The organism is Salinibacillus aidingensis (genome assembly GCF_055393355.1).
On record NZ_AP043759.1, the window covers coordinates 373,229 to 400,041 of the forward strand.

The 26,813-nt window shown below is 36.3% G+C and carries 33 protein-coding genes and 1 pseudogene; 21 read left to right on the forward strand and 13 right to left on the reverse strand.

Going from position 1 to position 26,813, the window contains the following annotated elements:
- Window positions 1–5 precede the first annotated feature (5 nt).
- A pseudogene (locus tag ACZ5OK_RS02070) lies at window positions 6–473 on the reverse strand (VOC family protein).
- Between the two features lie 571 nt (window positions 474–1,044).
- Here ACZ5OK_RS02070 and ACZ5OK_RS02075 point away from each other — a divergent pair.
- The 6 genes from ACZ5OK_RS02075 to ACZ5OK_RS02100 all read left to right on the forward strand — a co-directional run bounded on the left by ACZ5OK_RS02075 (window position 1,045) and on the right by ACZ5OK_RS02100 (window position 5,370).
- Complete coding sequence (locus ACZ5OK_RS02075; RefSeq protein ID WP_343841775.1) at window positions 1,045–1,563, forward strand: hypothetical protein; 519 nt, start codon at window positions 1,045–1,047, stop codon at window positions 1,561–1,563.
- 456 nt (window positions 1,564–2,019) lie between these two features.
- A complete protein-coding gene (locus ACZ5OK_RS02080) occupies window positions 2,020–2,379 on the forward strand; it encodes a M16 family metallopeptidase (RefSeq protein ID WP_343841776.1) in 360 nt (119 codons plus the stop codon).
- Window positions 2,380–2,643: 264 nt separating this feature from the next.
- Window positions 2,644–2,865: a hypothetical protein gene (locus ACZ5OK_RS02085; protein ID WP_343841777.1), complete on the forward strand. Its 222-nt coding sequence runs from the start codon at window positions 2,644–2,646 to the stop codon at window positions 2,863–2,865.
- A gap of 309 nt (window positions 2,866–3,174) precedes the next feature.
- Window positions 3,175–4,026 (forward strand): ABC transporter ATP-binding protein, encoded by an 852-nt coding sequence (locus tag ACZ5OK_RS02090; protein WP_343841780.1) that lies wholly within the window; start codon window positions 3,175–3,177, stop codon window positions 4,024–4,026.
- Entirely contained in the window at window positions 4,027–4,668 is a 642-nt protein-coding gene (locus ACZ5OK_RS02095; RefSeq protein ID WP_343841782.1) for an ABC-2 transporter permease, read from the forward strand. It begins immediately after the preceding gene.
- Between the two features lie 51 nt (window positions 4,669–4,719).
- Window positions 4,720–5,370 (forward strand): class III lanthionine synthetase LanKC N-terminal domain-containing protein, encoded by a 651-nt coding sequence (locus tag ACZ5OK_RS02100; protein ID WP_343841785.1) that lies wholly within the window; start codon window positions 4,720–4,722, stop codon window positions 5,368–5,370.
- Window positions 5,371–5,609: 239 nt separating this feature from the next.
- Here ACZ5OK_RS02100 and ACZ5OK_RS02105 read toward each other — a convergent pair whose 3' ends face one another.
- Together ACZ5OK_RS02105 and ACZ5OK_RS02110 are read right to left on the reverse strand one after the other, a co-directional pair.
- Window positions 5,610–6,146: a hypothetical protein gene (locus tag ACZ5OK_RS02105; RefSeq protein WP_464758334.1), complete on the reverse strand. Its 537-nt coding sequence runs from the start codon at window positions 6,144–6,146 to the stop codon at window positions 5,610–5,612.
- 125 nt (window positions 6,147–6,271) lie between these two features.
- Complete coding sequence (locus ACZ5OK_RS02110) at window positions 6,272–6,742, reverse strand: hypothetical protein (protein WP_464758336.1); 471 nt, start codon at window positions 6,740–6,742, stop codon at window positions 6,272–6,274.
- 258 nt (window positions 6,743–7,000) lie between these two features.
- Here ACZ5OK_RS02110 and ACZ5OK_RS02115 point away from each other — a divergent pair, with 258 nt between their 5' ends.
- Window positions 7,001–7,975: a tRNA dihydrouridine synthase gene (locus tag ACZ5OK_RS02115; protein ID WP_343841794.1), complete on the forward strand. Its 975-nt coding sequence runs from the start codon at window positions 7,001–7,003 to the stop codon at window positions 7,973–7,975.
- A gap of 25 nt (window positions 7,976–8,000) precedes the next feature.
- Here ACZ5OK_RS02115 and ACZ5OK_RS02120 read toward each other — a convergent pair whose 3' ends face one another.
- Window positions 8,001–8,150: a hypothetical protein gene (locus ACZ5OK_RS02120; RefSeq protein WP_343841797.1), complete on the reverse strand. Its 150-nt coding sequence runs from the start codon at window positions 8,148–8,150 to the stop codon at window positions 8,001–8,003.
- A gap of 20 nt (window positions 8,151–8,170) precedes the next feature.
- A complete protein-coding gene (locus tag ACZ5OK_RS02125) occupies window positions 8,171–8,410 on the reverse strand; it encodes a hypothetical protein (RefSeq protein ID WP_044163982.1) in 240 nt (79 codons plus the stop codon).
- A 134-nt stretch (window positions 8,411–8,544) separates the two neighbouring features.
- On the opposite strand from ACZ5OK_RS02125, the gene ACZ5OK_RS02130 reads away from it, so the two are divergent.
- The 3 genes from ACZ5OK_RS02130 to ACZ5OK_RS02140 all read left to right on the forward strand — a co-directional run bounded on the left by ACZ5OK_RS02130 (window position 8,545) and on the right by ACZ5OK_RS02140 (window position 12,867).
- A complete protein-coding gene (locus tag ACZ5OK_RS02130; protein WP_343841801.1) occupies window positions 8,545–9,258 on the forward strand; it encodes a response regulator transcription factor in 714 nt (237 codons plus the stop codon).
- Window positions 9,236–10,603 carry a sensor histidine kinase gene (locus ACZ5OK_RS02135; RefSeq protein ID WP_343841804.1) on the forward strand — a complete coding sequence of 456 codons (1,368 nt, stop codon included), beginning with the start codon at window positions 9,236–9,238 and terminating at the stop codon, window positions 10,601–10,603. Before ACZ5OK_RS02130 ends, ACZ5OK_RS02135 begins: the two co-directional genes overlap by 23 nt.
- A gap of 125 nt (window positions 10,604–10,728) precedes the next feature.
- Window positions 10,729–12,867: a heavy metal translocating P-type ATPase gene (locus ACZ5OK_RS02140; protein WP_425542226.1), complete on the forward strand. Its 2,139-nt coding sequence runs from the start codon at window positions 10,729–10,731 to the stop codon at window positions 12,865–12,867.
- Window positions 12,868–12,966: 99 nt separating this feature from the next.
- Here the strand turns inward: ACZ5OK_RS02140 and ACZ5OK_RS02145 are convergent, their stop codons facing one another.
- The gene (locus ACZ5OK_RS02145; RefSeq protein ID WP_343841806.1) at window positions 12,967–13,311 is read right to left on the reverse strand and encodes a four-helix bundle copper-binding protein; all 345 of its coding nucleotides are present in this window, start codon (window positions 13,309–13,311) and stop codon (window positions 12,967–12,969) included.
- Between the two features lie 349 nt (window positions 13,312–13,660).
- Window positions 13,661–14,188, reverse strand: coding sequence for a CueP family metal-binding protein (locus ACZ5OK_RS02150; RefSeq protein ID WP_343841808.1), 528 nt, complete (start codon window positions 14,186–14,188; stop codon window positions 13,661–13,663).
- A 409-nt stretch (window positions 14,189–14,597) separates the two neighbouring features.
- On the opposite strand from ACZ5OK_RS02150, the gene murB reads away from it, so the two are divergent.
- The 4 genes from murB (at window position 14,598) to ACZ5OK_RS02170 (ending at window position 17,314) form a co-directional block, all read left to right on the forward strand.
- The gene (gene murB, locus ACZ5OK_RS02155; RefSeq protein ID WP_425542227.1) at window positions 14,598–15,533 is read left to right on the forward strand and encodes a UDP-N-acetylmuramate dehydrogenase; all 936 of its coding nucleotides are present in this window, start codon (window positions 14,598–14,600) and stop codon (window positions 15,531–15,533) included.
- Between the two features lie 397 nt (window positions 15,534–15,930).
- Window positions 15,931–16,275 carry an ASCH domain-containing protein gene (locus ACZ5OK_RS02160; RefSeq protein WP_343841810.1) on the forward strand — a complete coding sequence of 115 codons (345 nt, stop codon included), beginning with the start codon at window positions 15,931–15,933 and terminating at the stop codon, window positions 16,273–16,275.
- A gap of 344 nt (window positions 16,276–16,619) precedes the next feature.
- Entirely contained in the window at window positions 16,620–17,018 is a 399-nt protein-coding gene (locus ACZ5OK_RS02165; protein WP_343841813.1) for a VOC family protein, read from the forward strand.
- 89 nt (window positions 17,019–17,107) lie between these two features.
- Complete coding sequence (locus tag ACZ5OK_RS02170; protein ID WP_343841816.1) at window positions 17,108–17,314, forward strand: hypothetical protein; 207 nt, start codon at window positions 17,108–17,110, stop codon at window positions 17,312–17,314.
- 349 nt (window positions 17,315–17,663) lie between these two features.
- On the opposite strand, the gene ACZ5OK_RS02175 is transcribed toward ACZ5OK_RS02170, so the two are convergent.
- Both ACZ5OK_RS02175 and ACZ5OK_RS02180 read right to left on the reverse strand, forming a co-directional pair.
- Window positions 17,664–17,870, reverse strand: a complete 207-nt coding sequence (locus ACZ5OK_RS02175) for a hypothetical protein (protein WP_343841818.1) — start codon at window positions 17,868–17,870, stop codon at window positions 17,664–17,666.
- 242 nt (window positions 17,871–18,112) lie between these two features.
- Entirely contained in the window at window positions 18,113–18,667 is a 555-nt protein-coding gene (locus ACZ5OK_RS02180; protein ID WP_343841820.1) for a short-chain dehydrogenase, read from the reverse strand.
- Window positions 18,668–18,831: 164 nt separating this feature from the next.
- Here ACZ5OK_RS02180 and ACZ5OK_RS02185 point away from each other — a divergent pair, with 164 nt between their 5' ends.
- Window positions 18,832–20,067, forward strand: a complete 1,236-nt coding sequence (locus tag ACZ5OK_RS02185; protein WP_343841823.1) for an MFS transporter — start codon at window positions 18,832–18,834, stop codon at window positions 20,065–20,067.
- Here the strand turns inward: ACZ5OK_RS02185 and ACZ5OK_RS02190 are convergent.
- From ACZ5OK_RS02190 to ACZ5OK_RS02200, 3 genes are all read right to left on the reverse strand, one after another.
- On the reverse strand, window positions 20,008–20,814 hold the full coding sequence (locus ACZ5OK_RS02190; RefSeq protein WP_343841826.1) for a helix-turn-helix transcriptional regulator: 807 nt from the start codon (window positions 20,812–20,814) through the stop codon (window positions 20,008–20,010). The genes ACZ5OK_RS02185 and ACZ5OK_RS02190 overlap by 60 nt on opposite strands.
- A 285-nt stretch (window positions 20,815–21,099) precedes the next feature.
- Window positions 21,100–21,582, reverse strand: coding sequence for a GNAT family N-acetyltransferase (locus ACZ5OK_RS02195; RefSeq protein WP_343841828.1), 483 nt, complete (start codon window positions 21,580–21,582; stop codon window positions 21,100–21,102).
- A 157-nt stretch (window positions 21,583–21,739) separates the two neighbouring features.
- Window positions 21,740–22,123, reverse strand: coding sequence for a hypothetical protein (locus tag ACZ5OK_RS02200; protein WP_343841830.1), 384 nt, complete (start codon window positions 22,121–22,123; stop codon window positions 21,740–21,742).
- A gap of 409 nt (window positions 22,124–22,532) precedes the next feature.
- Here ACZ5OK_RS02200 and ACZ5OK_RS02205 point away from each other — a divergent pair, with 409 nt between their 5' ends.
- The 6 genes from ACZ5OK_RS02205 to ACZ5OK_RS02230 all read left to right on the forward strand — a co-directional run bounded on the left by ACZ5OK_RS02205 (window position 22,533) and on the right by ACZ5OK_RS02230 (window position 26,141).
- Entirely contained in the window at window positions 22,533–22,919 is a 387-nt protein-coding gene (locus tag ACZ5OK_RS02205; protein ID WP_343841832.1) for a hotdog family protein, read from the forward strand.
- A gap of 86 nt (window positions 22,920–23,005) precedes the next feature.
- Window positions 23,006–23,467, forward strand: coding sequence for a GNAT family N-acetyltransferase (locus tag ACZ5OK_RS02210; RefSeq protein ID WP_343841834.1), 462 nt, complete (start codon window positions 23,006–23,008; stop codon window positions 23,465–23,467).
- Between the two features lie 59 nt (window positions 23,468–23,526).
- Window positions 23,527–23,700: a hypothetical protein gene (locus ACZ5OK_RS02215; RefSeq protein ID WP_343841837.1), complete on the forward strand. Its 174-nt coding sequence runs from the start codon at window positions 23,527–23,529 to the stop codon at window positions 23,698–23,700.
- Window positions 23,701–24,081: a hypothetical protein gene (locus ACZ5OK_RS02220; protein ID WP_343841840.1), complete on the forward strand. Its 381-nt coding sequence runs from the start codon at window positions 23,701–23,703 to the stop codon at window positions 24,079–24,081.
- 226 nt (window positions 24,082–24,307) lie between these two features.
- Window positions 24,308–24,832 carry a sigma-70 family RNA polymerase sigma factor gene (locus ACZ5OK_RS02225; protein ID WP_343841843.1) on the forward strand — a complete coding sequence of 175 codons (525 nt, stop codon included), beginning with the start codon at window positions 24,308–24,310 and terminating at the stop codon, window positions 24,830–24,832.
- Window positions 24,825–26,141 (forward strand): DUF4179 domain-containing protein, encoded by a 1,317-nt coding sequence (locus ACZ5OK_RS02230; protein ID WP_343841846.1) that lies wholly within the window; start codon window positions 24,825–24,827, stop codon window positions 26,139–26,141. Before ACZ5OK_RS02225 ends, ACZ5OK_RS02230 begins: the two co-directional genes overlap by 8 nt.
- Window positions 26,142–26,215: 74 nt before the next feature.
- Here ACZ5OK_RS02230 and ACZ5OK_RS02235 read toward each other — a convergent pair whose 3' ends face one another.
- Window positions 26,216–26,749 (reverse strand): phosphatase PAP2 family protein, encoded by a 534-nt coding sequence (locus tag ACZ5OK_RS02235; RefSeq protein WP_343841849.1) that lies wholly within the window; start codon window positions 26,747–26,749, stop codon window positions 26,216–26,218.
- Window positions 26,750–26,813 lie beyond the last annotated feature (64 nt).

The following is a 26,813-nucleotide window of genomic DNA, read 5'->3' on the forward strand; positions in this document are numbered from 1 at the left end:
GCATACTATTTTGTTAATCCATTTAATTTTTCCCATTCACTTAAATACAGTTTTTCAGTCAAATGGTTAGGATTATTAATCTTGCAAATGAACTCTAAACTATTTCCATCCGGGTCATTAAAATGTATCTTTGCATGGCCAAACCGTTCATTTGGATTAGGCATCACAAATGGTTCAACAGGCTCAAAGCCAAAAGTTTTTCTCGGTTTATCCTCTATTTGTTAGCCAGTTAACCGAGTTTTTCAAACCATCCAAAGATACCTCAAAAGCTATATGTCTAATGGAAGGATGATACTCTGCCTCAACTTTATCGGTTTTCCATAAACCAAGCCAGCTTTGGTCTTTTATAATCCATAAAAAAGCTAATCGATCTTCCACTTTATGATCAAACTTCAGCCAAGCCCTTCAAAAATTTCAATCGACTTATTTAAATCACTTACTGGTAAATGTGCTTCGTATAGACCTTTGATCAATGAATATACCTCCAATAATTTAAGTGTGTTTTTTCAAAATGTTATAGATTGTAGTGAATAAAAATAACTACGGTTTCATTTCCACTCTGTTACTTCGTTTATTGAATTTATCAAAAATAATATCAAGGATCACTGCAGTAGTTATAAAGCTTATAAATTCCAACCAGCCATCAAATAAATAAAAGCATAGACCAGTAGCTGAAAAAAATATAACTAATTCCAATAATTTAAGTTTTAATGACATGATTCAACACTACTCCCCCTTACAGCTCTTTCATTAAAACATTCGGTTTTCATTACTCTACAAACTCTATTATCATTTTAACATAAAATTACAAATTTCATTCGATTGTAGTAGTAACTGCTAATTCTGAGTTGTATTATGTACGTCACAACGGAAGTACTTATTTATTATATGGGATTTTTTGTATTAACTGAATGGAATATTATGTTAAAATTGTGTGAGAGAAATTTTGTCTAAAACAAGCCAGAAATAAATCATTTAATTTAATCCTTAAGAAATTAGACGAAGGAGTTGAAGTGATTGTTGCATAGAAGGACATCACTTATCGTGTCGGTCATTGCCTTATTCATATTTATCGTATGTGTAAGTTTTGTAACTGAAGAGGAAGTGAAACCTGAAGAAAGTTCAGAGGATCTAACTCTTGAGGAAATCAATGCTAAGTATGAGAAAAAGGAGGAACGCTTTAGGAAGCTTTATGACCAAAAGGTAATTAAGACTTTAAATAAAGAAGTGCTAAAAGAATTTAAGAGCAACTTTGGAATGAATTTGGAAGGTTATGTTTTTAAAGAAATCGATACTTTTTCCAAAGATTTTTTAACGAAGTACTTCTCTGAAAGAGTATATCACCCAAGATATACATTTGCATATATAAGTAAACAAAAGAACGATGGTTATATTCTTGACAAAAGACCAGAAACGGGGATAAATACTCTATTTCATATTAGTCGAAGTAGTAATCAGTGGGAAGTGACAAAAATGGAGGAAAAGAATGGAAGGATTTATACATATGATTTTATTCGAACAATTGAGCAAAAGATTGAAAGTAAAATTAAGAATGAAAAATAAACTTTGTTCTGTGTAATATATGAATGTCATTTGCCCGATACAAAGTTTATTAAAGTTTATAATTAAGTCCCTTTTTTCCTCTTGGAACAGGAATTTCATCACCTTTTATGACGCATTAACTGGCCGTAATACCCCCCACTTTAAGTTTTGAGGGTAATCCAACAAGACTAAGTGGGGAGAGAAAATCCTCACTTATGGAAGTTTCGCTTTATACGAACAATTCCATCGTAAATCATTTCTCCATTAGGCCGCTTGCTAAATGTTCCATCAAACTGAATGCTTACATGTTCTTCGATATCAGGGTATCATTTACTAATTTTACTCAAACGACCTATAACTTGTCCGCTACGTCGAATATAAAAAAAATATTATTAGTCTTCTCGACTTTGTTCAAGAACCATACTTTACTGATGAAGCGATAGAAAAGGAAAAAGGGATCATCGAAAAGAAATCAGAATGTATGACGATAACCCGAACTGGCAAGCTCGATTTGGAATCTTAGAAAATATGTATAAGCATCATCCTGTAAAAAATGATATCGCGGGAACCCTATCTTCAATAAATAAAATTACTAAAGAGGACTTATACACTTGTTATAATACATTTTATCACCCTAAGAACATGTTACTATTTGTATTTGGTCCTGTGGATCCTTACGAAGTCATTGAGTTCATTAAACAAAATCAAGAGCAAAAAACGTTTCAAAAATTTGGAGAGATAGAACGCATTTTCCCTGAAGAAGATGTAAAGGTGAACCGAAAGTCAAGCGTTATGAAGTTTCCAGTACAAATACCAAAAGTTATTATAGGGTATTAAGAATCAAACCCAATGAGAAAGGGGAAAGAGCTGCTTAAATATGAGTTATCTCTTAATGTTTTGTTGAAGTTAATGTTCGGTAGTAGTTCTGAAGCGAATGAAAAAATGTTTAATAATGGTTATATCGATGAGTCACTTACTTATGACTATACAAATGAAAAAATTTGGTTTTTGTAATTGGGGGAAATAGTAATGAGCCCGAAGAAGTTATAAATATTGTCAACAAGACAGTTTCTAAATTTAAGAAAATGTCAATAAAGAAAGATGATGTACTTACGTGCTATTAAGAAAGAGATTGGCAGTTTTTTAAGGTCGATTAATTCGCCTCAATTCATTGCAAATCAATTTTCACGGTATCAGTTTAACGAGATGAACTTATTTGAAGTGTTACATACACTTGAAACAATAACCGAACACGACCTGGAAGGAGTATTACACGCACACTTTTCCGAGGAGTCACGTACAACACTAATCATAAAACAATAAATAGAATCCTATAATTTTGATTAACAAATCTAGTTTGAAATCAAGAAGGAATGGATAATTGACACGTTTGCTATGAGGACAAAATGCATATGGGGCAAATTACTTTAAGAAAATATTCATATGAAGAATGTCATAAATGTTAGATAAAAGGCAGGAAGAAATGATTCGAAAGACACTTTTTATATCGAGTAATCTAACTTATGATTTATTATGGCAAAAAAATACATTTATTTAAAGTTTTTACCATTCATCTAATGTAAGTATGACCATGAAGAAAATTATTAGATTGTATGAATATGGAGTGAAAAAATGGTAGATTTATTAGAAATTCGTAATATAAGAAAATCATTTGGCAATAATGTTGTCTTAAAAGATATGACATTCAATGTACCACCTGGTGCAATAGTAGGGTTTATTGGTGATAATGGAGCAGGTAAATCTACAACAATTAAAACAGTTCTAGGATTAGTTTCCCATGATACCGGCACAGTTAAAATTTTTGATGAGGAAAATATAAATATCCACCCTGAGAAGAAGGAGATGATTGGTGTCGTATTCGATGCAATGAACTTACCAGCTCATCTGACAATCAAACAATTAAATAATGTGTTAAAAAAATTATATAACACATGGGACCAAAATCATTTTTATCAACTAATTCATTCATTCCATTTGCCTATGGATAAGAAGGTAAATGAATTCTCCCGTGGAATGTCCATGAAGCTTTCGATAGCTGTTGCGTTATCTCATCATGCAAAATTATTACTACTAGATGAAGCGACTGGAGGACTTGATCCTTCTTCTAGAGAAGAAGTGTTAGAGGAGATAATAAATTTTGTGAAGTATGGAGATAAAGGTGTATTACTTTCCTCTCATATTATGAGTGACATTGAGAAAGTAGCTAGCCATCTAGTATTTATAAAAGAGGGTGAGGTTTTACTAAGTGAAGAGAAAGATAAGGTTATTGAAAATTATGCGATTGTAGATGTTCATGAGAATCAACTGCCTGTACTCAACAAAAATATTGTTGTGGCGAAAAGGAACCATGGTTCTCATTTTAGTGTACTTGTATCGGACAGAAAAGAGTTGCCGGAGGGAATTGACTCCAAAAACTTCTCGATGGATGAACTTAGTGTATTTCTAACTAGGAGTGAAAAATAAATGAGAGGCCTATTATTGACAAACTTTTACCTAGTCTATCGAAGTATTCTCGCATACACAGGGCTAGCAATATTAATAGCTGGAATCCTTTTGTATTTTGGTGGTTCCTCTATGCAGGGGATTGCCACTTTATTAATTATCTTATTAATGGCCATGCCTTCACTGGAAGTCATAAAAACCGAAAGTAAGTCTGATTATGACAAATTCGTCCTTACTTTGCCGATTACTAGAAGTAATGTTGTGCAAAGTCATTATACGTTTTATTTTTGTATAGTTATTATCGGAGCCGTACTGTCGTATTGTATCTTCTATGTCTATAACAACATGACTGAAACACCAACCGATAGCCTATTTAATATTGTAGCGATGGGGCTTTTCGTTGTTCTTGTTGCTGGTTCGATCGTTTATCCCCTCCTTTATATCTTTGGTGCAAATAAGTCGGATGCTATTGTACTTGGAGGAGGAATTGCTGGCTTTTTTGCTAGATTTGGATTTGGCTATATAGTGGCCGATTTACCACTCTCATCACTAAAGTTAGATTTATCGATAACCATACCGATATTATTTATTACGGTAGGTATCATCCTTTATATTTTTTCTTATTTCATTGCTTTAGTTATTTATCAAAAGAAAGAATTTTAAATCACATACAATTTCTTACTTCAGAAAAATCATTGATGGAGCTATGTAAAGATGAATTCAAAAAATGCTAATCGTTCTTCATCGGGTAAGTTTATTACTATCTATCTTATTAATGATCAAAACTTTCTCGAACTGCTAGATTTACTTGTTTCAGAAACTAAGGAATTTGAAAAAGGACCATATATTCTTAATGATAAGAGGTGGAAAAACAGCAATATATTCTATCGATATGGAGCATTTGAAAGAATTCTAAACGAACATGGTGAACATTGTATTAGAGACGAGAAGGGGAAATTAATTGAAGATCAAAGGACCCCTTTTTATCAGGTACCTGACTTTGTTAAGAATTTCGATGATTATCTAGATAGTATGAATACTTCTGAAACTGCAGAGAAGAAAGAGAAAAGTAAGTTACAGAAATATAAGATTGAAACAGCTCTGAATTATAGTAATTCTGGTGGGTTATACCTCGCTAGCAAGAAGAAGGATAATCAGAAAGTTATCGTCAAGGAAGCCAGACCAAATGCTGGATTAGATGGGAGAGGGAATGATGCATTAAGAAGGCACCAGATAGAACGTAATGCTTTACAAAAGCTTAGTGATGTAGACGGAGTTGTTAATCTAGTGGAAGTATTTAAAGAGTGGGAACACCGCTTTTTAGTAGAGGAATTCATTGAAGGACAAGACTTAAGGCATATATAAGTGAAGAAAAGAACGATGGTTTTATTCTTGATAAAAGACCAGAAACGGGGGTAAATACTTTATTTCATATCAGTCGAAGTAGTAATCAGTGGGAAGTGACAAAAACGGAGGAAAAGAATGGGGAGATTTATACATATGATTTTATTCGATCAATTGAGCAAAAGATTGAAAATAAAGTTAAGAATGAGAGGACTGAGACAAAGGTTCATTATTCCAATAAAGAAGACCGGACGCTAAATTTATTTCTCCCTCTGCTGTAAATGATAATCAACGAATGGATCTGCAATTTTTAATGCTTCTTTTCTTGTCGTTGCAGGTGCCGATATTATATCGCCGTCATTTTTTGTCCAACTTCCATGAGAACCGTTATTTCTATATCTTAATATAGTCAATTTAGTAAGGTCCTCGTTAAGAGTAATGGTTCCATATACATAATGCTTTGGCTCACCATTTTCTGTGTAATACATATATGTCATTAGCCCCATACCATTTTTATCAAAGTTTATAATTAAATCTCTTTTTCCCTTTGGAACGGGGAATTTATCACCCTTTATACGAACAATTCCATCATAAGTCATTTCTCCATTTAGGCGTTTTCGAATTGTTCCATCAAAATAAATGCTCACATTTTCTTCCACATCAGGGTCATCCAGATTAAAGAGTATCCCATTAAAAGTTGAATTAAAGTTCTTAGGGAATGCATACCAAACTAGATATAAGATTGTAATTATTATTATAACTATAGAAAATAAAGTGATATATTTTTTCATTTTCAAAAAGCCAGCCTTTTCTTAGGAACGCGGCTGGCATAATGTTTTAAGTGAAAAATGTTAGTTAAAATAATAAATCACTGTTGTTCACAACTTCAGAAATGACCTGGTTAAACTCTTCAACTGTAAGATCAGGATTCTCTTGCCCGGTTTCCGGAATACAACCTTTTCCGTATGGTCTCAAGTTCATTCTTAAAATTTCTTAGGAATGTTGCTTCACTGGCATCAAGTTGCTTATCTTCCCCAATTCCAGTTATTCCTCGATTAATAAAGAATATGGGTTCGTACGTGATGGTATCACTTACAAAAAAGTCACCAGCCTTTAACATAAGCCCCGTACGTTCTAAATGTTTTTCAATGGAATAGAGGGAACGGATAAAGTTCTCCTGATTCTCTTGTTTATCAAGGTCCAGGCTTAAAGTGTAGTCCATTGCTGAAATCGTTCGGTCTAATTCATGATAAAAATGATTTAACAATAATTCCAAATCTCTCTTATCTTCCGCTTTTTCCTGGTATAATATGGGTTCACCTATCAATACCAGGAGCGCTAATACAATCAGTGTACAAGTTTTGATTTTATCAATCGGTAATTGTTTCAACATACCCCACCTCTGCGATAGAAAACTCACTACAACCATAATAAATCACAAAGGGTAAAATATGGAAGTGTTTGAATGATTTTTCACCTTGCTTCCCACTTTTAACATCATAAAAATGAGTATATAATGATTTAGGGTATTTTATCGATAGCAGATATAATAAACGAATGATGAAAGAGCGAAATATAAAAAGCTGCGGACGTAAGTGGGACAATGAACCTGTCCCCGTGTCCCGATACTATAAACGAGGAGATATGAAGGATGAATAGAAAAGATAATTTTTGGCATCAATTACCTAAACCGTTTTTTGTTCTGGCGCCAATGGAAGATGTGACGGATGTTGTGTTTCGTCATGTGGTAAGTGAAGCGGGCAGGCCTGATGTGTTTTTTACAGAGTTTACAAACACGGAAAGTTACTGTCATCCAGAGGGAATCTACAGTGTACGTGGGCGATTAACGTTTACAGAGGATGAACAGCCGATTGTCGCTCATATTTGGGGAGATAAGCCTGAATACTTTCGTCAAATGAGCATCGGGATGGCCGAAAAAGGATTTAAGGGAATTGATATTAATATGGGCTGTCCCGCACCTAATGTCGCACCAAAAGGAAAGGGGTGCGGTCTGATCCGTCGTCCGGATGTTGCGGCTGATTTAATACAGGCAGCAAAAGCTGGAGGATTGCCCGTAAGTGTAAAGACAAGGCTTGGTTACACACATGTAGAGGAATGGCGCGACTGGCTCACCCATTTATTGAAACAGGATATTGTGAATCTATCCATTCACCTGCGTACTAAAAAGGAAATGAGTAAAGTCGATGCTCATTGGGAACTGATCCCGGAGATTAAGAAACTTCGTGATGAAGTGGCTCCTGATACACTCCTGACAATAAATGGGGATATTCCTGACCGTCAGACGGGCCTTGAGCTCGTTGAGAAATATGGCGTGGATGGGGTGATGATTGGGCGTGGCGTTTTCAAAAATCCATTTGCCTTTGAAAAGGAGCCAAAGGAGCATAGCAGTAAGGAATTGCTTGATCTCTTAAGATTTCACCTTGATCTCCATGATAAATATTCAAAGGAATTTGAGCCACGTCCATTTAAACCTCTTCTTCGCTTTTTTAAGATCTATGTCCGTGAGTTTCGAGGGGCGAGTGAATTAAGAAATCAGTTAATGGATACAGAGTCAACTGATGAAGTACGTGAATTGCTTGATCAATTTGAAAAGGCCGCATTATAGGTATACAAAAGGACTGACATATAAGTCAGTCCTTTTGCTTATCTTTATCATGATGTTTCAATGCCAGCTTGGTGGCGTAATAAACGACAATGCCAATAACGAGCAGGTTGATGATCCATCCAAGAAACCCATAACCCATCATTCCAAAACCGTGGCCGCCATATCCACCCATCATATAAAAATCACCTCTGTAGCTTAAAAATTGTTCATCATGCCGCGGTATTCTGTTTGATTTCTCATGTAGCCATCTTCTCCATGGCAATCATTGAACATTTGTTCCTGCTGTTCCCTTGAAAAATCAGGGTGCATCTCTTCCATAAATGGCTGCATTTCTTCAAAACTGAAGGGGCCATAACCATTTGTTTCGGCTGCAACAAAGGAAGCACCTCCTAATAAAAGTCCGCCTGCTAATAGTCCTGTTAATAATTTTTTCATTTATAACCTCTCCTTTCTTACTTAAATCATAACTCTCACAGATGGATATTTTGTGATGAACTTGTGTGGAAGTTGTGAAGATGATGATTTTCGTTTTCATAAGGTGGTAAGATAGGCAAAAGAGGTGATGGAATATGACAAAAATCCTTATTGTCGATGATGAAACGGCCATTCTTGAAGTGCTGGAGGCCTATTTTGAAAAAGAGGGATGGGACATTACATTAGCCTCAAATGGAATTGAAGCCTTAAAAAAAGTAAAAGATACTCAACCGGACATTATAATTTTAGATCTGATGCTGCCGGATATATCGGGGGAAGAGGTATGCAGATTAACGCGAAAAGAAAGTGATGTTCCGATTATTATGCTGACCGCAAAATCAGCAGAAGACGATTTAATTAACGGCATCATCATCGGTGCGGATGATTATGTAACGAAACCATTCAGTCCTAGAGAAGTCGTGATCCGAGCAAAGGCCATTTTGCGGAGGGTAAAGAAAGCAGATAAAGGACAACAGCTCTCCTTTAATGATAAAAATTTGATGATAGATCTTGTTAAAAAAGAGGTGGAATCCAATGGTGAGATTCTATCCCTTACCCCCATTGAATATAAGCTATTGGTCGCCATGGCAAGCTACCCGGGGCGGGTTTACAGTCGACTGGATTTACTGGAGAAGATTCAGGAGGATGGAAGTTATTTTGAAGGGTATGAACGAAGTATTGATACACATGTGAAAAACCTGCGTAAAAAGATTGAAGCGGATTCTCGTCACCCTGAATATATCATAACTGTATTTGGAATGGGCTATAAGTTTGGAGGAACTCTTGATGCGTCTGACGCTGCGTTCTAAGATTTTCATTTACTTGTTAATTGTGTCACTATCCGGTATTTTACTGACCAGTTTTTCAGTATTGTGGGGATTTGAAAATCAATTTAATCAGTACTTACAAACGAACCGAACGGAAAGCAGTTCATTAATCAAGCAGGAAATCGTTCAATCCTATGAAGAATCAGGGAAGCTGATGAATAATCGGCTTAACAATTTGCTCCATCAGCAGGCTATGACAGAGGACTTATTTTATAAAATTTATAATGAAGACGGAAAATTAATTGCTGATACAACAATGATGCTTGGCATGATGGGAAACATGGGGATGAATTCTGATGTAAACAAGGCTACCGAATATGAAAAAGCATCTTATAACCTGGCAACGGATACGACCGATATTGGCCGAATGGAGGTTTATTTTCCTAAGGAATTGATCGGTGAAGAGGTTGCCTTTTTAGAAACGATAAAATCGAATATTTATCTCGCTGTAATTGTGACGGTCCTATTAGCTCTGCTGTTCAGTCTTTTATTTTCGAAACATCTGACAAGCGGATTACAAAAACTTTCAAAAGCGATTCAGAAACTGCAAGCGCATAAATGGCGGACGCGTGTGGATGTGAATGAACTAACCACGGAAATGCAGCCACTTGGCGAATCGTTTAACGAACTTGCTGAATCATTATCTAAGGAAGAGAAGCTCCGGAAACAGTTTACCGCAGACTTTGCCCATGAGATACGGACGCCGATTGCTACATTGAGAAGTCAGATGGAGGCGTACCTCGATGGTATATTTGAACCAACTGAGAAAAGGCTGCAGCAAAGCCACGATGAGTTGATGCGTCTTGTCCGTCTTGTAAATGAATTGGAAGATTTACTTGCTGCTGAAAACCCGCAAATGAAACTGAATAAAACAGACATAGAAGTACATAAGCTTCTGCATTCACTGGAAGAGCAATTTACACCGGCATTTCAGGATAAAGGCGTTCAATTAACCATTCAAAAGCCTGATCGAGAATATTGGTTTAAAGCAGACCGTGACCGTGTCGTACAAATTTTAACCAATATCGTAAATAATGCTCTTCAATATACCCCTGCCGGAAAAAGGGTCCTTGTGAAGACAGAGGCTACGAATGATGATGTGGGATTTCTGGTGAAAGACGAGGGGATTGGAATTGCCAGTGAAGACATTCCTTATCTTTTTGAACGATTTTATCGCGGGGATAAATCCAGAGACCGAAAGACAGGGGGAATAGGGATTGGCCTTTCGATTGTAAAAGCTTTAGTAGAAGCACACCAGGGAAAAATTGAGATTGACAGTGAATCGAATGCAGGGACAGAGGTAAAGGTCTTTTTCCCTAAAAGTTAGGAACGTAAAACAATAGAACAATCAGGAAGGGATTGTTCTATTGTTTACCAAATCATTTTACCCTAAAGATACTTTGTACAAAATAAATATCATAACTATTGCCTGGTTTAAAAGGAGTGATTCAATTGGATAAAAAAGGTCACGAGAGCCATGAACACAATTATAATCATGATCATCACCACCATGAACATCATTCTCATGATTATAATGGCAAGCATACTCATGAAAGTCATCATGAACATCATGGACACAAAGACCATCATCAACATGAAAATCATGACCATCATAATCATGGCAGTCACAGCGGAGGACATGATCATCATGACCACGGGGATATGGTAGATGATTTTAAAAAGCGCTTTTACATTTCACTTATTATTACCCTTCCTATTCTCGCCCTATCACCGATGATCCAAAGTTTTATTGGGGTGGATTGGCGCTTTACAGGGGATCTGTATATTTTATTTACGCTGTCATCCATTGTATTTTTCTACGGTGGCTGGTCGTTTATTTCCGGGGGTATAAGTGAGCTGAAAGAAAAGAATCCAGGTATGATGACACTTATTGCCTTGGCGATCACCATTGCCTATGGGTATAGCACCATGGTTGTCTTTGGGTGGGAAGGCAGTCAGTTCTTCTGGGAATTAGCTACATTGGTCGATATTATGTTATTAGGTCATTGGATTGAAATGAAATCTGTGATGGGAGCATCGAACGCTCTTGACCAGCTGGTAAAACTTATGCCTAATGAAGCCCATCGCTTGGATGAGAATAATGAAGTGGAGGATGTTCCTTTATCAGCGCTACAGAATCATGACCGGGTCTTGGTAAAGCCGGGTGAAAAGATTCCGGTTGATGGTACCATCATTGAGGGAAAATCAGCTATCGATGAGTCAATGCTTACAGGTGAATCCGTGCCAGTCGAAAAAACAGACGGTGACGAGGTAATCGGTGGCTCAGTGAATAAGGAAGGATCGCTTAAACTACAAGTAGAAAAAACAGGGGAAGAATCGTATTTATCCCAAGTGATTACGTTGGTTAAAGAGGCGCAAGAGTCAAAATCGAGAACACAGGATTTAACCAACCGTGCAGCAAAGTGGTTGTTTTACCTGGCTTTAACAGCAGGTTTCGCTACCCTGTTTATATGGTTATTCCTTGGATATTCCTTTGATGTAGCTGTTGAACGCATGGTAACAGTAATGGTCATCACCTGTCCTCATGCGTTAGGGTTAGCTGCGCCTCTAGTGGTAGCTGTCTCCACATCGATTTCAGCTAAAAATGGACTGTTAATCCGCAACCGTGCAAATTTTGAAGGTGCACGCAATTTAAATGCGATTGTGTTTGATAAGACAGGAACGCTAACAAGAGGAGAATTTGGCGTAACAGATATTATACCTGCTCAGGGGTATAAGGAAGAAGAAATCTTAAAGTTGGCAGCCAGTATCGAGCAAAATTCGGAGCATCCGATAGCAGCTGGAATCGTAACAGAGACGAACGAAAAAGATATTGAGCTGGGCAACGTTACAGACTTCGAATCCATAACAGGTAAAGGCATTCAAGGGTACGTAGATAGAAAAAAAGTGAATGTCGTGAGTCCCGGTTATGTGAATAACAATAACCTGTCTTATGATCAGCAGGTCTTTGATAAAATGTCAGAGGAAGGAAAAACCGTTGTCTTTGCTCTGCTTGAAGATAAACTGATTGGTATGATTGCACTTGCAGACATTGTTCGTGATACAGCAAAAGAAGCCATTGGAACGCTAAAAGATAAAGGCGTTCATTCGATTATGCTGACAGGTGACAATCAGAATGTAGCCAATTGGGTAGCGGGTCAGTTAGGAATAGATGAAGTTTATGCAGAAGTTTTACCAGACGATAAAGCAAATCAAGTGAAACGGATTAAAGAAAAAGGATGGAAGGTTGCTATGACAGGTGATGGTGTGAATGATGCTCCTGCGCTGGCCACGGCCGACCTAGGGATTGCGATCGGTGCAGGGACGGATGTAGCCATGGAAACAGCTGATGTTGTGCTTGTGAAAAGCAATCCAAATGATGTGGTCGCCTTAATGAATTTATCCCGAAAAACCTACCGGAAAATGGTACAGAATCTTTGGTGGGCAACTGGATATAACATTTTTGCCATTCCACTTGCAGCAGGTGTGCTTGCTCCGATTGGGATTGTACTTAGTCCTGCGGTAGGTGCTGTACTGATGAGTTTAAGTACGATTATCGTAGCGATTAATGCAAGATTATTGAAGGCATAGTTATAAGCGGCTTTATATGAATGGAAGCTTTAAATCGTAATGTAAAAATAGAAACGAGCGTTGGGACTTGTAAACCTAACGCTCGTTTCTATATGTGTGTTAAGAGGCCATTTGTCTACATGTATTTGCGCATGAACGGCAAATCTCAGCACATTCTTTACAATGTTCATCCTGAAATTTGTCACATTCCGTTGCACAGCCCTCACACATTGTTGCACAAAAGTTGCAGAAATCCTTGGCACTTTGACTGTTTCTTGCCATCAGTCCAGCTGCCTGGAAACAGATTTCAGCACAGTCATTTAAATGCTGCATACATTGAATGCGTGCCTGGACGTCCGGCTCCTGCAGACATGCTGTATGGCACTCTTCGCAGGCACGGGCACATCTTAAACATTCTTCAATACATTGATCCATGGTGGTTGGTGAACTGGATAATACGCCCATTATCCTCACTCCTTTCATCGTTTTAACAATTGTAGTTTTATCCAGGACGAAGGGTAGTATGCTTTTATTGGAAGGAAAATAGTATCATAAATAGGTTAAGTTCGGTTTTGGAGTACTGTACCATTGAACTGCTTTTTTAATGTTACTGCTTAAGTCGTATAATATAAGAACGAAAAATCCATCCTCAAGTTTAAGTGAGAATGGATAATCGTTTTATGGTATGACCTTTTATTGCTGACACAACTTCATTAAATGAGTGTTTATCATTCACTGCAAAGCAAATCGGATAAAATCTATAGCCATTTTGATTTGAATTTGCGGAATGCAAAACTGAATGACTTGGAATTTTCTATGTTAATTTCATGGTCGTTATGCAGGTGCCATCATTTTCAAAAGTGGAAACCTCTGATTCTACTTGTTTTCCTTCATAATTAATTTTTACACGATAAGTCTTCTCTCTTGGCAGCCATAAATCTACAAATCCATTTGAGCCTGAGTTCTTCGTTTCATCAAAAATGACGTTCCCATCCATATCCTCAATGTAAATCTCGAAATCTTTATTGACCAGTTCTCCCTGGCAGCCCGTTAAGCTATGATTCGTACAGGGATGGGTTTCATTGATGAATGGGGCAATCGAAACAAAAAACTCATCCTCAGGTAATGAATAGGTCGATTCATCACCGTTGTTGTCTGTAACGATCAGCTGTTCTGATGTGATGGAAGCAGACTGGGCTGTGATTTCGTCTGTACTATAATCCTGAACGATTTTTTTAATATCTACTTCTTGATTATTTTTTGTTTCCTCATTGCTATTGCTACTGCAGGCAGCTAGTACAATTGCAACGAGTAAAGTAACGATAATGGTTTTTAATCTCATTTCCACTCACTCCACTTTATCATGATTAAATTTTGTCACGCATGAACTGGCTGTAATAACCCTGCTTTAAGTCTTGAGAGTAACCCAACAAGACTAAGTAGGGGGTAAACGGCCAGTAAATTCCTGATAAGTTCAACTAGCCATCAGTGGGGGATGGAGAAAACCACCTCTGATGGAAGTTTCACTTTATTATACTATGTCCACCATCTGTTTCCGTAATGATTTCTTCTATTTCTTTAACTATTTTGTGACATATGGTGGAAAGCCTCTCCAAACCCGAGATACGTTTATAACTAAACTAAAATTCATGATTCACCTTCCATATATGCAACATTTACAGTCATCTTGTAGTATGATATATATAAGAAATCATTTTAAATGAACAAATTATAGTCAGGTAGGTAAAAGGATGATGAAATTGGGTAATGACCATCATGTTTATGAACAGTTATGTACCATTACAGCTGAAGAGAATGTGATGATGGGCGAATATTTGAAAAAACATATGTACACACGTTTGGGAGGAAAAGCAGACTTTTTTGTCACTCCTGCAAGCATAGATGAAGTGCAGCAAATCGTCAGGCTCGCCAATAAAGAAGAGGTTCCTTTTACTTTATTGGGGAACGGATCCAATTTAATTATTCATGACGGCGGGATTCGTGGCATTGTGATGAGTCTCAAACGGTTTGATTCAATAAGCAGGGAAGGCAACAGTATTATTGCCGAAAGTGGAGCAAGGATTATTGATGCATCAAGGAAAGCGTTGGATGAGGAACTGACAGGTCTTGAATTTGCCTGTGGAATACCGGGAACGGTAGGCGGTGCCTTATTTATGAACGCCGGTGCATATGGAGGAGAAGTAAAAGATTGCTTACGCCACGCTGTTGTGGTAAATCGCGAAGGTGAACTGCTCACCTTATCTGCTGATGAACTGGACTTAGGTTATCGAACCAGTAACATCCCTGACAAAGGTTATATCGTCCTGGAAGCAACATTTGATTTAAAACCGGGAGATTTTGATGAAATAAAAGCGGTGATGGATGATCTTACCTATAAAAGGGAATCCAAACAGCCCCTGGAATACCCTTCATGCGGCAGTGTATTTAAACGGCCACCGGGATATTTCGCCGGAAAATTAATTCAGGATAGCGGCCTGCAGGGAAAAGGTTTTGGCGGTGCGGAGGTATCCACCAAGCACGCCGGTTTTATTGTGAACAAGGATAATGCTACTACATCGGATTACATCAAAGTGATCAAAATGGTTCAGGATACCGTTAAAGAAAAATTTGGTGTAGAGCTTGAGAGAGAAGTTAAGATCCTTGGGGATGAGCCGGAAGAGGAATAATTGTGAAAGTGGCTCGAGGGATGTGAAAATAGGTTGAACTTATTAACGCGTTCTTTTGTGACGTGCAAAACTTTACGGAATTCGCACTAAATTCACAATAAAATTCATATCAAAAAGGACTTGGAATTTTTCTTAAGTAGTTCAGTTTTGGGGTACAAAAATGTAATTTGTACCCCTGATTGAACTACTTTTTTCATATTGAATTGTAGGCTAAATTGTAAGGCTCATTACAATTCAAATTGTATAATTAATTGATTGAATTTCAGGGTAATTAACTCATATATGGTAAAATAAGTTAAATGATGTTATTCAACTCCCTCAGATAGATTTAATTTACTCGTAAATGCTAACGAAGCAGGTTTGTTTAATAAGAAATAGATAATTAGGAGTTGAGAAAATGGAACACAATATGGGACTTTATGAAACACCTTTTGATTCAATTAAGTCAGGAAAAAAGAAAGTAGAAGTAAGATTGAATGATGAGAAAAGGAGAAAAATAAGTGTAGGAGATACTATAAATTTCACAAAAATTCCATATAGAAATGAAACATTAACAGTTGAGGTTATTGAATTAAGGGAGTTTTCAACATTCAAAGAAATGTATGAAAGCATTCCTGCAAGTGATTTTGATGCTGTAGGTCGTTCAATTGAAGATATGGTAGAACGGACTTATAGAATATATACTCCAGAGAAAGAAAAGGAATGGGGTACATTAGCGATTACAATTCAATTATTAGATTAAGGCTTATTAAAGTAACGGGTACGATAGTTTAAGAAGCGTTATCTAAAGGAGGTGGAGATACATTGACAAAGAGAAAGCTTTATTGGATACTAATGCCTTTATTTTTAATATTAGCAATTTTGCTATTTAACTTTTTGCCAAGTGAATATAGGTACTATTCATTTCTAGTTGTCATTGCTTTTTGGGTTATCTATTATAGCTGTACTTTTTGGTTAGGAAGAAGAAAAAATTACTAAAATACATTTTGTGACTTTAAGCTAACGGGGGGCGTTAGTGGAAAAAGGTTGTCTCCACCATTCCTTATGGACTAACGCAATAGAATAAAAAGCAGGGAGGAGTTTTCATTGTCAAAAGGGTTGCTTCATCATATTGAATTATATGTCTCAGATATAAAAAGGACATTAGATTTTTGGGGCTGGTTTCTTGAAGAATTAGGATACACTTCTTTTCAAAAATGGGAAAGTGGACAAAGTTGGAAAATAGATGATACATATATTGTTTTTGTGCAAACAGAGGATAGGTTTTTAGACATTCGATACCACAGATGCCGAGTAGGTCTTAATCATCTGGCGTTTCACGCAAGTTCACGTCAAAATGTAGATGAAATAACAGACAAATTAAAAGACAAAGGAATAAACATTCTTTATCCAAAAAGACATCCCTTTGCTGGGGGGGATAATCATTATGCTGTGTATTTTGAAGACCCAGATAGAATAAAAGTAGAACTTGTGGCTTCTGAATAATTGTTGAAGTAACAGGGGCGTTTGTATAATAAGAGCAATAGCTTATTGTGGCAAAGGGCAGTTTTTTTAGTAAGAAGTTTTATAAAAAGGTGGGAAAGATCGATTTCACATATGCCCTTTGGTTTGGGCTATTTATTTTAGGAATTATTTCTGGTATCTATCTAATAGTCAAAGATAAAAGGCATGGAAAAGCAACAAAAGCCAAAAGAGAATTACAATCATCAGTTTACTTCACCATAGTAATTTTTTGGTCTTCAGTGGTTACTTTCTTAGAAATTGGTATTTCATTTATTTAATAGGGGTGTTGATGGTCATTTCTAATATCAAAAGAAAACATAAGTTACAAGTTTGTCTTCTTCCATTGCTAAGATTGAATAACGATTAGAATCTTCGTCAGATAATTTTATATAATCTTTGGGATGTCACTATAGCGAAGTTGTTCCTCAGTCAATTCATAATTTTCGATTGCATTTTTAAGTCTGTCATCGTATAAATAAAGTTGCATTTCAGTCCCCCCCCTAAAAGAACGTTCGTTCCTGTATTTTAACAGTTATATCAACTTAACTGCCCTTTAACACAATAGGAGCTGCCGCATCGGCACCCCCTTATTCAATATTCGCACCCTTTAGTGTAATAAGCATTGTATCATTTTTCTTCTTTTGATTTTTGTTGTAAGTAATACCTTAAAAAGCCAATGAGTACACCACCTATTGCAAATCCTAATAAATTGGGCAAGTAGGATATCACCTCAATGGATAAACCTCTGAAGTAATCAATCACTATTGAAAGAGTTGTAGTTAATATTGGAAATATTATAATCCATACCAACATTGTTTTTACGAATTCAGACATTAACTCTTCCTCCCCTATTTTACCAATCTGTTTTAATAGTTTAAGAACCGACAGCCCTGTTCAATTATCGCCCCCTTTAGTTCCACAATGGACTATTCATTATCACTTTCTTATACACTAAAATTAAAACCGTTTCTTTCCATATTTCTTGCAGAAGTATTATTCAGTCTTGTGGTAACAGTCAAATGAGGACCCTCATGCTATTTAATATGTTATACCTACAAAATTATAAACAAACCTTATTAAGGACGAAGCTCCCAAGGTTCAATAGCCCCAACAACATGATTTGATTTGTCATTCTTGATAGCTTCAATAACTCCTTCAGAAATCTCATTGTTAGTTAGCCATCTTGAGTGGTTATTCTCAAGAATGAAACCAAGTTGAACAGTGTGATAAATACAATTTCCGTGAATCGTTACTGACTTTTTTAGGTTTTCAAGATCAGCGCTACTCCCTAACACATGAAATAAATCCCATTGATTGACCGTTTTGGTTACTTCTTCAGCAATTATTTCAAGTGCATTTTCGGCATTGGAGTGAATCCAAGCTACAACAAAATCAATTTCGCCGTTTGTTTGGATAACCTCCTTCAGTTTGTATCTTAGTTCTTTATCTTTTCTGTAATCAACCAATACTGGTGTGATATTGCGCTTACCAGCTCTTTTAATTAAATTTTCCATTTTCCTGTTATCCCTTGCAATCACAGATACATGATAACCATTCTTTAGCAACCAAACCGATAAATTTGATAACATTCCAGTACCACCAACTACCAACGCATGTTTCAATTGTATCACTCCTTATTAATTGAAAGACTAGATGAATAGGCAAAGATGTTACCCATAATTTAGGATAAGCTTTTACGAAAGAATATTCTTGCGGGAAATTGTCCTCTTTTGTAACAATAATCAAGCAGATTCTAACTAGCTTTATCCTTATAGTTGTCTCTGAGGTGATTTAATTGTTTACGAGGATATGGAAAGATAAAAATATACGGTACTACTTACTTGGAGGAGGAGCTTCTAAGCTCGGGGATGTTCTATCGGGAATGGCTTTTCTATTTTTGGCTTACGACTTAACAGGATCCAAAGTTCTTACAACTGGAATGGCTATTGCAGAGACCCTACCCTATTTACTATTTGGGTTGATTGGTGGAGTTATAGCAGACTGGCTACCTAAGAAAAAATTATTAATTGTCTTAGATATGATTCGGATCCCATTAATATTATCCATTGTATGCCTATTTTACTTAGAATTACTCTCCTACTTTTACTTGTTAGTCGTTAGTTTTCTTATTCAGAGTATTGGTTGTTTCTTTAATCCGACGCACAGAACTGTCCTGCCTATCATAACAGTGGAAGAAGAAAGAACTGAAGTAAACAGTTTAAATGATACCCTAACTAGAGGAGTGACTGTTTTAAGTCCATTTCTATCTGTTTGGCTATTGAACAGTTATGGAGTCATCCATTTCTTTACTTTTGATGCCTTAACATACGCAGTTAGTGCATACTGTATTTCAAAAGTAAATATACAGGAAAGAAAACAGGTAGTTAACAAATCAGTTAAGAAGGTTTTTAGTTCTATCGCAGAATTTGCTTCTTGGGCTAAAGCACACACTAGTGTAAGACAACTCTTTCTTTTCACTTTTATAACAGTTTTCTTTAACACATGGGTCTGGGAGGTGGGGCTTTTACTTGCTCTAAGTGAAATGAGTTCCGAAAGTGAAGAATTGTACAGTATTATCCAAGGAGTTTTTGGAGGCGTAGTTATTTTAACCAATATCATCCTACCACTTTTCTTAAAGAAAATGACTCTTCAGATTCATCTTGTTGGGGCAATGATTTGGGGAATTGGGATAGCTTACTATGGTCTCTTCTATGGGATAAACCATTTTTTTATTGGCAGCGCAATAGTAGCTATTGGATTACCAATAGCTGGACTATCACGCATTTACCTTATTCAGTCACTTGTTCCTGAAGAAAAAATGGGGAGAGCCTTTAGCTCAAATGCAGTTTTATTATATTTTTCAAATACTGTTTCATTAGGAATCTACGGTTTTTTGGTATCATTCATTTCGATACAAAAGTTAATGCTATTTAGTGGCATTCTTATAATTACAACAAGTATTATAGGTTTATTAATTACCATGAATAAAACGAAATTGCGTTGGCGTTTTACTATAAATTTTTTTAAATAAATGGTTATAAGATGACACGCTACTGAAACCATGTTCAAGGGCAATGGTTAAAATTGTTTGATCTGTTGAAATAAGTGGTTGTTGACTTTTAAATAGACGATATAACTGAAGCCATGAATATGGAGAAATCCCAATTTTTTCCTTGAAAAAGTGAGCGAACTGGTATTTGCTCATTCTTGCGACTACAGACATCTGATCCAACGTCCAATCTTCCTGATAGCTATCCTTTAGTGCATCTAATACATTATTAATATTCTTCTCGCTAATTATCTTTGGAAACTGATTTTGGTGTGAACCAGAACCATATTGAAGCATTAAAATAGAAATTTGCGCTAAACTATTTTCGAGAAAAAGTTGATTGGACATTGGATTTGAATCCTCGTTAACTTTTAAAAAGTCTCTTATAAATGATGTCCATTGATGAATCTGGGCATGTCGATAGGAAAGCAAAGAAAATTCAGGTTCTATCATTTTGAATCCTAATTGCTGTGCGGTCTCTTGTAGTAATGATGGTTGTATTTCAACTAGGAACTTTTCCTCTGTTGCTTTTAATTGTTTATGATCAATATTAGGGTTGAAAATAAAAAATTCATTTTGACCGATAGAAATATCGCCTTGATTTAACTGATATTCAGCTTGCCCATATGGAGAAAAAATAAGTTTGTAGCAATCATCGTTTCTCCAGTCTCGTTCATGTAAGTGATCATGGCGCATGAGAAGAAGACCATTATTGTTATTTAATATCATTTGTTTGTCTCCCCATTCCAAAATTATTTATGGTTTATTCTATCACAATCCCCAATCTTAGTGATGTGAGATGGTTACATGTTATAAAACATACAAAAAAGGATTGGTTATAATTGTTATTAAAATTAAAAAAATCTCAGTTCAGTGAACTGAGATTTTTCTTCTATTTATTTTTAATTGCTTCTTGAACTATTGCTCCCGTTACTTTAAGTGCATCTTTTCACAAAGTGGCTAATATTGTTTTATTACTATTTTTAAATCTATTTAACGTATTGAAACAACAATTTATAAAACTTTACTCATATATTCCCCAGGTAAGCCATCTATGTCACATATCTTTTCCGATATAAATCCTTTTTTAATTAATATTTTCCTTGAAGGTAAATTATTAGGGTCAATAATAGCAGTTACACGATTTAAACTTAATTTATTAGCATTCTCTAATAAAATCTCAGCAATCTCACTACCATACCCTTTCCCCCAATACTCTGGTAATACCATATAACCTAACTCAGCTTCTTTATTTTCATTGCTTTTAATTAGCTTTCCAAGTCCTATAAACTCATCGTTTTTACTGTTAAAAACTTTGTATGTACCAAATCCCTCAAAATCATTATTTGTATCTAATAACTTCTGAAAATTCTCTTGTGCTTCTTTCATTGGAATTGAACGTTCAGTAATCATTGCCATAACCGATTCGTTAGAAACAAGACTAAAATAAAAATCAAAATCATTTTTTTTAAACTTCTCTAAACTAATGCGATACACTATAATAATACCCCTTTCTAAAGCAACCAATTTTTACTTTGAAATTCTCATAATACTTTAACTTTGTAGAATTAAACTACCTCTTTGACACAATAAGAACTGCCACATTCGACAGCCTCTTGTTCGACTATTGCACCCGTTAATGCAATAGCACTAATTATTCAAGTGGTAACTCGAGTTCGACGTTGTACATTATATCTTCACTAAAATCTATATATCGACCTTCTACATCTAAATTCATAACTTTTTTATAATATCCCATTGTAAATAATGTTTCTCCATCATTATTATTAAAATGTAAGTCATAATCTGGTAATGCAAGGTCCATAGATGCTGTTGAAGCTGTTTTTGCACTATCTAACTCTTTTACAAGTTCCTCAATAAATTCTTTTTCATCAATAGTAGTGACCATTTCTTCACTGCCCCATTCATACACCTCTATACTTGTAACATCGTCACTCAGGTTTAGGTTACTTTTTTGGCACCCTATTAAGACCAAAGAAAATAATAAGAGTATGGAAATCAATTTAATTTTTCTCATTACAGTATCCCTCTTTTGCTTAATCCGACGTTATGGTTTGTTGTAAAGTTTCATATTCTTATTAAACAATCCTGCCCTATAACGAAAGAAGCGAATACCTTGTTAAGCATTCGCACCCGTTAATCAAATAACTCTTCATCTTTATATGCTTTAGACCAATGATATTAATTTTCTATTTAATCTGAATTTAAAGTACCTCTCAATGGATAATCACATCATTCTCGCTTTCATTACACTATATATCAGACACCCTGTTGTTAAGAATATGAGTTCTTGAGTGTGTAAAATCAATGCGAATTCACGTGAAAAATGGTATATGTTTCTGGCTGTATAAAATTATCAGGTTGATAGTGTGTAAATATTCAGAGTATTATTGACTATATAGCGTTAACTTATGGGGGAGATCATGATGCCGCTAAAAGTGGGAGATATCATTACGTTTGAACGTACCTTTACAGTCAGGGATGTGGAATTATTTACGGAAGTGTCCCGTGATGAAGGAAGTCATCATTTAACGCCCGATGAACAAGGAAGGCTTGTCGTTCAGGGGTTATTGACTGCAACTTTGCCGACAAAAGTGGGTGGGGATTATAACGTACTCGCCCGCAATATGAACTTCGAATTTTTACGTCCTGTATTTACTGAGGATCGAATCATTTGCGAGGTTAAAATTGAAAAATATGAATGGCAGGAGGATAAGAACAGAACAGCGATTGTTGCTTCTTTTATATGCAGAAACCAGCAGGAAAAGAAGGTGCTAAAAGGAGATTTCTCCGGTGTGATTCTGGACTCCTGATCGTTTCTGCGACTGAGAGGCACCTTCCTAAATAGGGAAGTGAAACAAGAGATTGGAAAAGAAGTGAGAACAGGGGGGAAGAATAAGTGCAATTTGAGAAAATAGATTTGCAAGAGCATAGTGAAAAAATGTTTAACTTCCGAAAAGACACATTCAAAGTCAGCTTTGGAGATGCTTCCAATTTTGACAAAGAAGCATACCTGCGTTGGGTAGAAGAAAAACAAAAGGATTTTCCAGAAGGTTTTGTTTTAGTGAAGGAAGATGGAAGATATATAGGACAGATAGAATTATCCATTCGCGAATATGATGGGCGAACCATTGGATACGTGCACTTATTTTACCTGGTACCTGACTTGAGAGGAAAAGGGAAAGGAGAACACTTACATAACTATGCAAAACAGTTTTTCCGCAATCATAAGGTCCACGAATATCATCTGAGAGTCTCTCCCTCCAATACCTCTGCGATAAAGTTTTATTATAAAAACGGGATGGTGGAAATCGGTCCTGAAGTTGACGGTAAAGTAATCAGGATGAAAGGGTATTTGTAAGTTTATGTGTAATCAATGGATGTGGGCTTGTTTTTAAAGGGAACAAGGGGAGGGATCATTTGAGAAAAAAAGTTTACCTTGCTATTGCGGTAATTGTGATTATAGGCTTTGCTTTTTATTTCTATTTTTCTATCTATCCTGAGCAGCTGGAAGATGATATTTATCAGCAAAACGGGTATGCCGTAAATGAGGTTGAAGAGGATACGCTGAAATTTCGGTTAGATAAGAAGTGAATGGACGTTCCTGAGGGGGACACGAAGTCCTTTAATGAAGAAGTCGATAAAAGGTTTCAATCAACAGTTTATCTTGAGAAGGTTTGGAATGAATCGGGGAGCTATCACTTTCAATTTAATATTCAGCATAATCTTAAAGCAGGAAGTGGCAAATTTCTCAGCCAATATCATATAACAAACCGAGGCGGGCAAGTCAGCCTTGTTTCCAAGGGAGATATCATTCAACTCTATGATCGCCATAATCAGATTATTAAGCCGACGACGGGCAGCCGTGGCTCAGGACCAGGAGAAATATTCAGCAGCAGCTTTGACAGGAAGGTATTACAATCAGTGAAAGAAATCGGACTGCGGTTACGTGTGTATGAATATGAACAACAATGAACAATGGATAAAAAAGCCTTGGCCAAATAAATGGGGGCTATTAAAAATGGAAAGTAATATGGTTTTATTTAAAATTTAAGTTATATAAAAACTACTCATTCGCACATCTTTTAGCGAGTGGGTAGTTTTTTGCTGAGGACAAGCGGGTTATGATAAAAAAAACAAAACTTTTTACTCATCCCACAGTCTAATAGGGTAGAGATACCGTACATAAGGGGGATACACCTTGCCAAATGACATTCAAACAGTCCAGGAAGCCATCCGGGGCAGTGATGAAGCGTTCCTGGAACTAATGAAGCGATACAAAACAGAATTATATAAAACGGCGCTCGCTTATTTTAAAAATGAAAATGATGCCATTGAAGCGGTGCAGGAGGTCACATTCCGGGCGTACAGAAAAATAAAAACATTAAAAGAGCCGGCATATTTCAAAACCTGGATCATCAGAATCATGATTAATTATTGTAATGATCAGCTCCGGAAGAAAAAACGATTTACCTCTAAACCGGTAGAAATGGAGACGATTCAAACCAATGACAGCCATATAAAAATGGAGCTTGAGGATGCCATGCAGCTACTGGATGACCGTTCCCGGGAATTATTAATGCTGAAGTATTTTCATGAGTTAAAGATTAAGGAAATCGCACAAGTTCTGAAAAGGCCAGAGGGTACCATTAAGACCTGGCTGAACAAAGCCTTGCAGTCATTAAAACAAGTGCTGGATGAGAAGGAGGGAAATGCAGATGTTTGAAAAGGAAGAAGCAAAACTGAACACATTCAAAGAAAAATATAGCCAGGAAGACATTCCTTCTGAGGCTCTCGATGACGCTATTTTTACGGGCTTTCAAAAAGCAAAGGCATCAGGTCGGCCGTCTAAAAATATGAAGAGATGGGTAATCAGTGCGGCTGCAGTGGCTGTATTGTTGATTTCCTTCATTGGTTCTATTCGGATTTCACCGGCATTTGCCCAATACATGACATCGATTCCGGGAATGGAGAAAATTGTGGAATTAATCAGGGATGATAAAGGCATGATGTCAGCGATTAAAAATGATCACTATAACGAAATTGGCACGTCCATTCATCATAATGGAGTGAAGATTACACTGGATGGAATCATTGCGGATCAAAAGGGATTTGTCCTATTCTATACTCTTGAGGATCAGGATGGAGGACGTCCGGCAGCCCTTCAAAATGTTCGGCTTAAAACCCCGGATGGAAAACAAGTAGATTATCGCTCCTTATCCATGAGCAGTGACAACCTGACCGATCAGGATGAATATGGTTCGAGTGGTACCATTGAAGTTTTCTTCGATGAAACTTATGAAGTCAAAGAATTTGTACTTCAGACCCGATTAAGAAGCTCTGCTGAAGAAATGGAAATTCCTTTTACAATACCGGAAGAATTACCGAGCGAGAAGACATATGAGATTAACAAAGAAATCGTTTTGGATGGTCAAAGGATTAACGTTTTAGATGTAACGGTCAATCCGATTCGAACGGCTATCCGGATAAAAGCAGATTCAGACAATACAAAGGAAATCTTAAATTATGAAGGTTTACAGCTGGTTGATGAGCAAGGAGAAATGTGGGGAAAAATTAATAATGGCGTGACAGCAACAGGCCTATCAGATGATGAACAGATGATCTATATGCAGAGTAATTATTTTCATGAACCTAAGGAACTGTACCTGATTGTTAACAGGTTGCAGGCTGTTGATCGGGACGAAAGTGAAGTTGTCATTGATATGGACAAAGAGAAAATCCTGAAACAGCCGGATGGAAATAAATTGAGAAACCTGCAAATCGATAAGGGCTCTCTGAAGATGGAATTGCATACAAAAGAGGAATTTTATTATTCGATTTTCAGTACGATAACCGGAGCAAATGGGAGGAAAATTACAGCGAATTCAAGCATGCAGTATGGATATGAGGAGAGAGGTTTTTCACAAATCGAAGTGATTTCAAATGAATTAAGTGAGCTGAAGTCACCTGTGTCGCTTGAACTGGCCTTCTTTCCGGAATGGATTGAAGGGAAGGAGAAAATACAGATAAAATAGCTGAACATGAAGACTCTCTATAATCTTTGCAGGTTATAGAGGGTTTTCATTTGATAAGAAAGTACTTAAAGTTGTTAAAAAATTGTCGTGAAATAGACGATAAAAGAACTGATTGTTCCAAGTAGAGCACCAATAATACAATCAGTGGGATAATGTAAACCCAGATACATTCGTGAAAATCCTACTAACATCGCTATCGGTAAGAGGATAATCGCTAAGATAATGGAGTGTAATGCAATGATAACAGCTATGGAGAAAATTGCCGTGGTATGACCAGAAGGGAAGGAATAATCTTTAAGTGGCTGTACTCCTAATTGAATATCAGGTAGTTTTACGTAGGGACGCTCACGGGAATATATTTTCTTTATGATATGAACAAAAAAGTGACTTAATGCCAGCGAAATAAGCGCTTTTATTGCTACTGCCCGGAATATTGACTCAGAAATAAGAATGATGAATAGCAAAGATGAAATCGTACATGTTGCTCCACCTAAATGTGTTAATTTTGGCAAGATCAAATCCAGCCATTTACTTTTTAGTTTATGATTAATGATTTGAAATGCATACCTATCATTTGTTGATATCCACGTGACAATACGGTTCAACACTACCTACCCCCATATAATTGATTAATAATTTTGACACAAGTAGATAAGTTAATTCTATTTTAAT

Excerpts from the sequence above, each read along its gene's own strand:
- ACZ5OK_RS02080 (WP_343841776.1), top strand. The coding sequence starts at position 2,020 with ATGTATGACGATAACCCGAACTGGCAAGCTCGATTTGGAATCTTAGAA.
- ACZ5OK_RS02085 (WP_343841777.1), top strand. The coding sequence starts at position 2,644 with ATGATGTACTTACGTGCTATTAAGAAAGAGATTGGCAGTTTTTTAAGG.
- ACZ5OK_RS02090 (WP_343841780.1), top strand. The coding sequence starts at position 3,175 with ATGGTAGATTTATTAGAAATTCGTAATATAAGAAAATCATTTGGCAAT.
- ACZ5OK_RS02095 (WP_343841782.1), top strand. The coding sequence starts at position 4,027 with ATGAGAGGCCTATTATTGACAAACTTTTACCTAGTCTATCGAAGTATT.
- ACZ5OK_RS02100 (WP_343841785.1), top strand. The coding sequence starts at position 4,720 with ATGAATTCAAAAAATGCTAATCGTTCTTCATCGGGTAAGTTTATTACT.
- ACZ5OK_RS02110 (WP_464758336.1), bottom strand. The coding sequence starts at position 6,742 with ATGTTGAAACAATTACCGATTGATAAAATCAAAACTTGTACACTGATT.
- ACZ5OK_RS02115 (WP_343841794.1), top strand. The coding sequence starts at position 7,001 with ATGAATAGAAAAGATAATTTTTGGCATCAATTACCTAAACCGTTTTTT.
- ACZ5OK_RS02120 (WP_343841797.1), bottom strand. The coding sequence starts at position 8,150 with ATGATGGGTGGATATGGCGGCCACGGTTTTGGAATGATGGGTTATGGG.
- ACZ5OK_RS02125 (WP_044163982.1), bottom strand. The coding sequence starts at position 8,410 with ATGAAAAAATTATTAACAGGACTATTAGCAGGCGGACTTTTATTAGGA.
- ACZ5OK_RS02130 (WP_343841801.1), top strand. The coding sequence starts at position 8,545 with ATGACAAAAATCCTTATTGTCGATGATGAAACGGCCATTCTTGAAGTG.
- ACZ5OK_RS02135 (WP_343841804.1), top strand. The coding sequence starts at position 9,236 with ATGCGTCTGACGCTGCGTTCTAAGATTTTCATTTACTTGTTAATTGTG.
- ACZ5OK_RS02145 (WP_343841806.1), bottom strand. The coding sequence starts at position 13,311 with ATGGGCGTATTATCCAGTTCACCAACCACCATGGATCAATGTATTGAA.
- ACZ5OK_RS02150 (WP_343841808.1), bottom strand. The coding sequence starts at position 14,188 with ATGAGATTAAAAACCATTATCGTTACTTTACTCGTTGCAATTGTACTA.
- murB (WP_425542227.1), top strand. The coding sequence starts at position 14,598 with ATGATGAAATTGGGTAATGACCATCATGTTTATGAACAGTTATGTACC.
- ACZ5OK_RS02160 (WP_343841810.1), top strand. The coding sequence starts at position 15,931 with ATGGAACACAATATGGGACTTTATGAAACACCTTTTGATTCAATTAAG.
- ACZ5OK_RS02175 (WP_343841818.1), bottom strand. The coding sequence starts at position 17,870 with ATGTCTGAATTCGTAAAAACAATGTTGGTATGGATTATAATATTTCCA.
- ACZ5OK_RS02190 (WP_343841826.1), bottom strand. The coding sequence starts at position 20,814 with ATGATATTAAATAACAATAATGGTCTTCTTCTCATGCGCCATGATCAC.
- ACZ5OK_RS02200 (WP_343841830.1), bottom strand. The coding sequence starts at position 22,123 with ATGAGAAAAATTAAATTGATTTCCATACTCTTATTATTTTCTTTGGTC.
- ACZ5OK_RS02205 (WP_343841832.1), top strand. The coding sequence starts at position 22,533 with ATGCCGCTAAAAGTGGGAGATATCATTACGTTTGAACGTACCTTTACA.
- ACZ5OK_RS02220 (WP_343841840.1), top strand. The coding sequence starts at position 23,701 with ATGGACGTTCCTGAGGGGGACACGAAGTCCTTTAATGAAGAAGTCGAT.
- ACZ5OK_RS02230 (WP_343841846.1), top strand. The coding sequence starts at position 24,825 with ATGTTTGAAAAGGAAGAAGCAAAACTGAACACATTCAAAGAAAAATAT.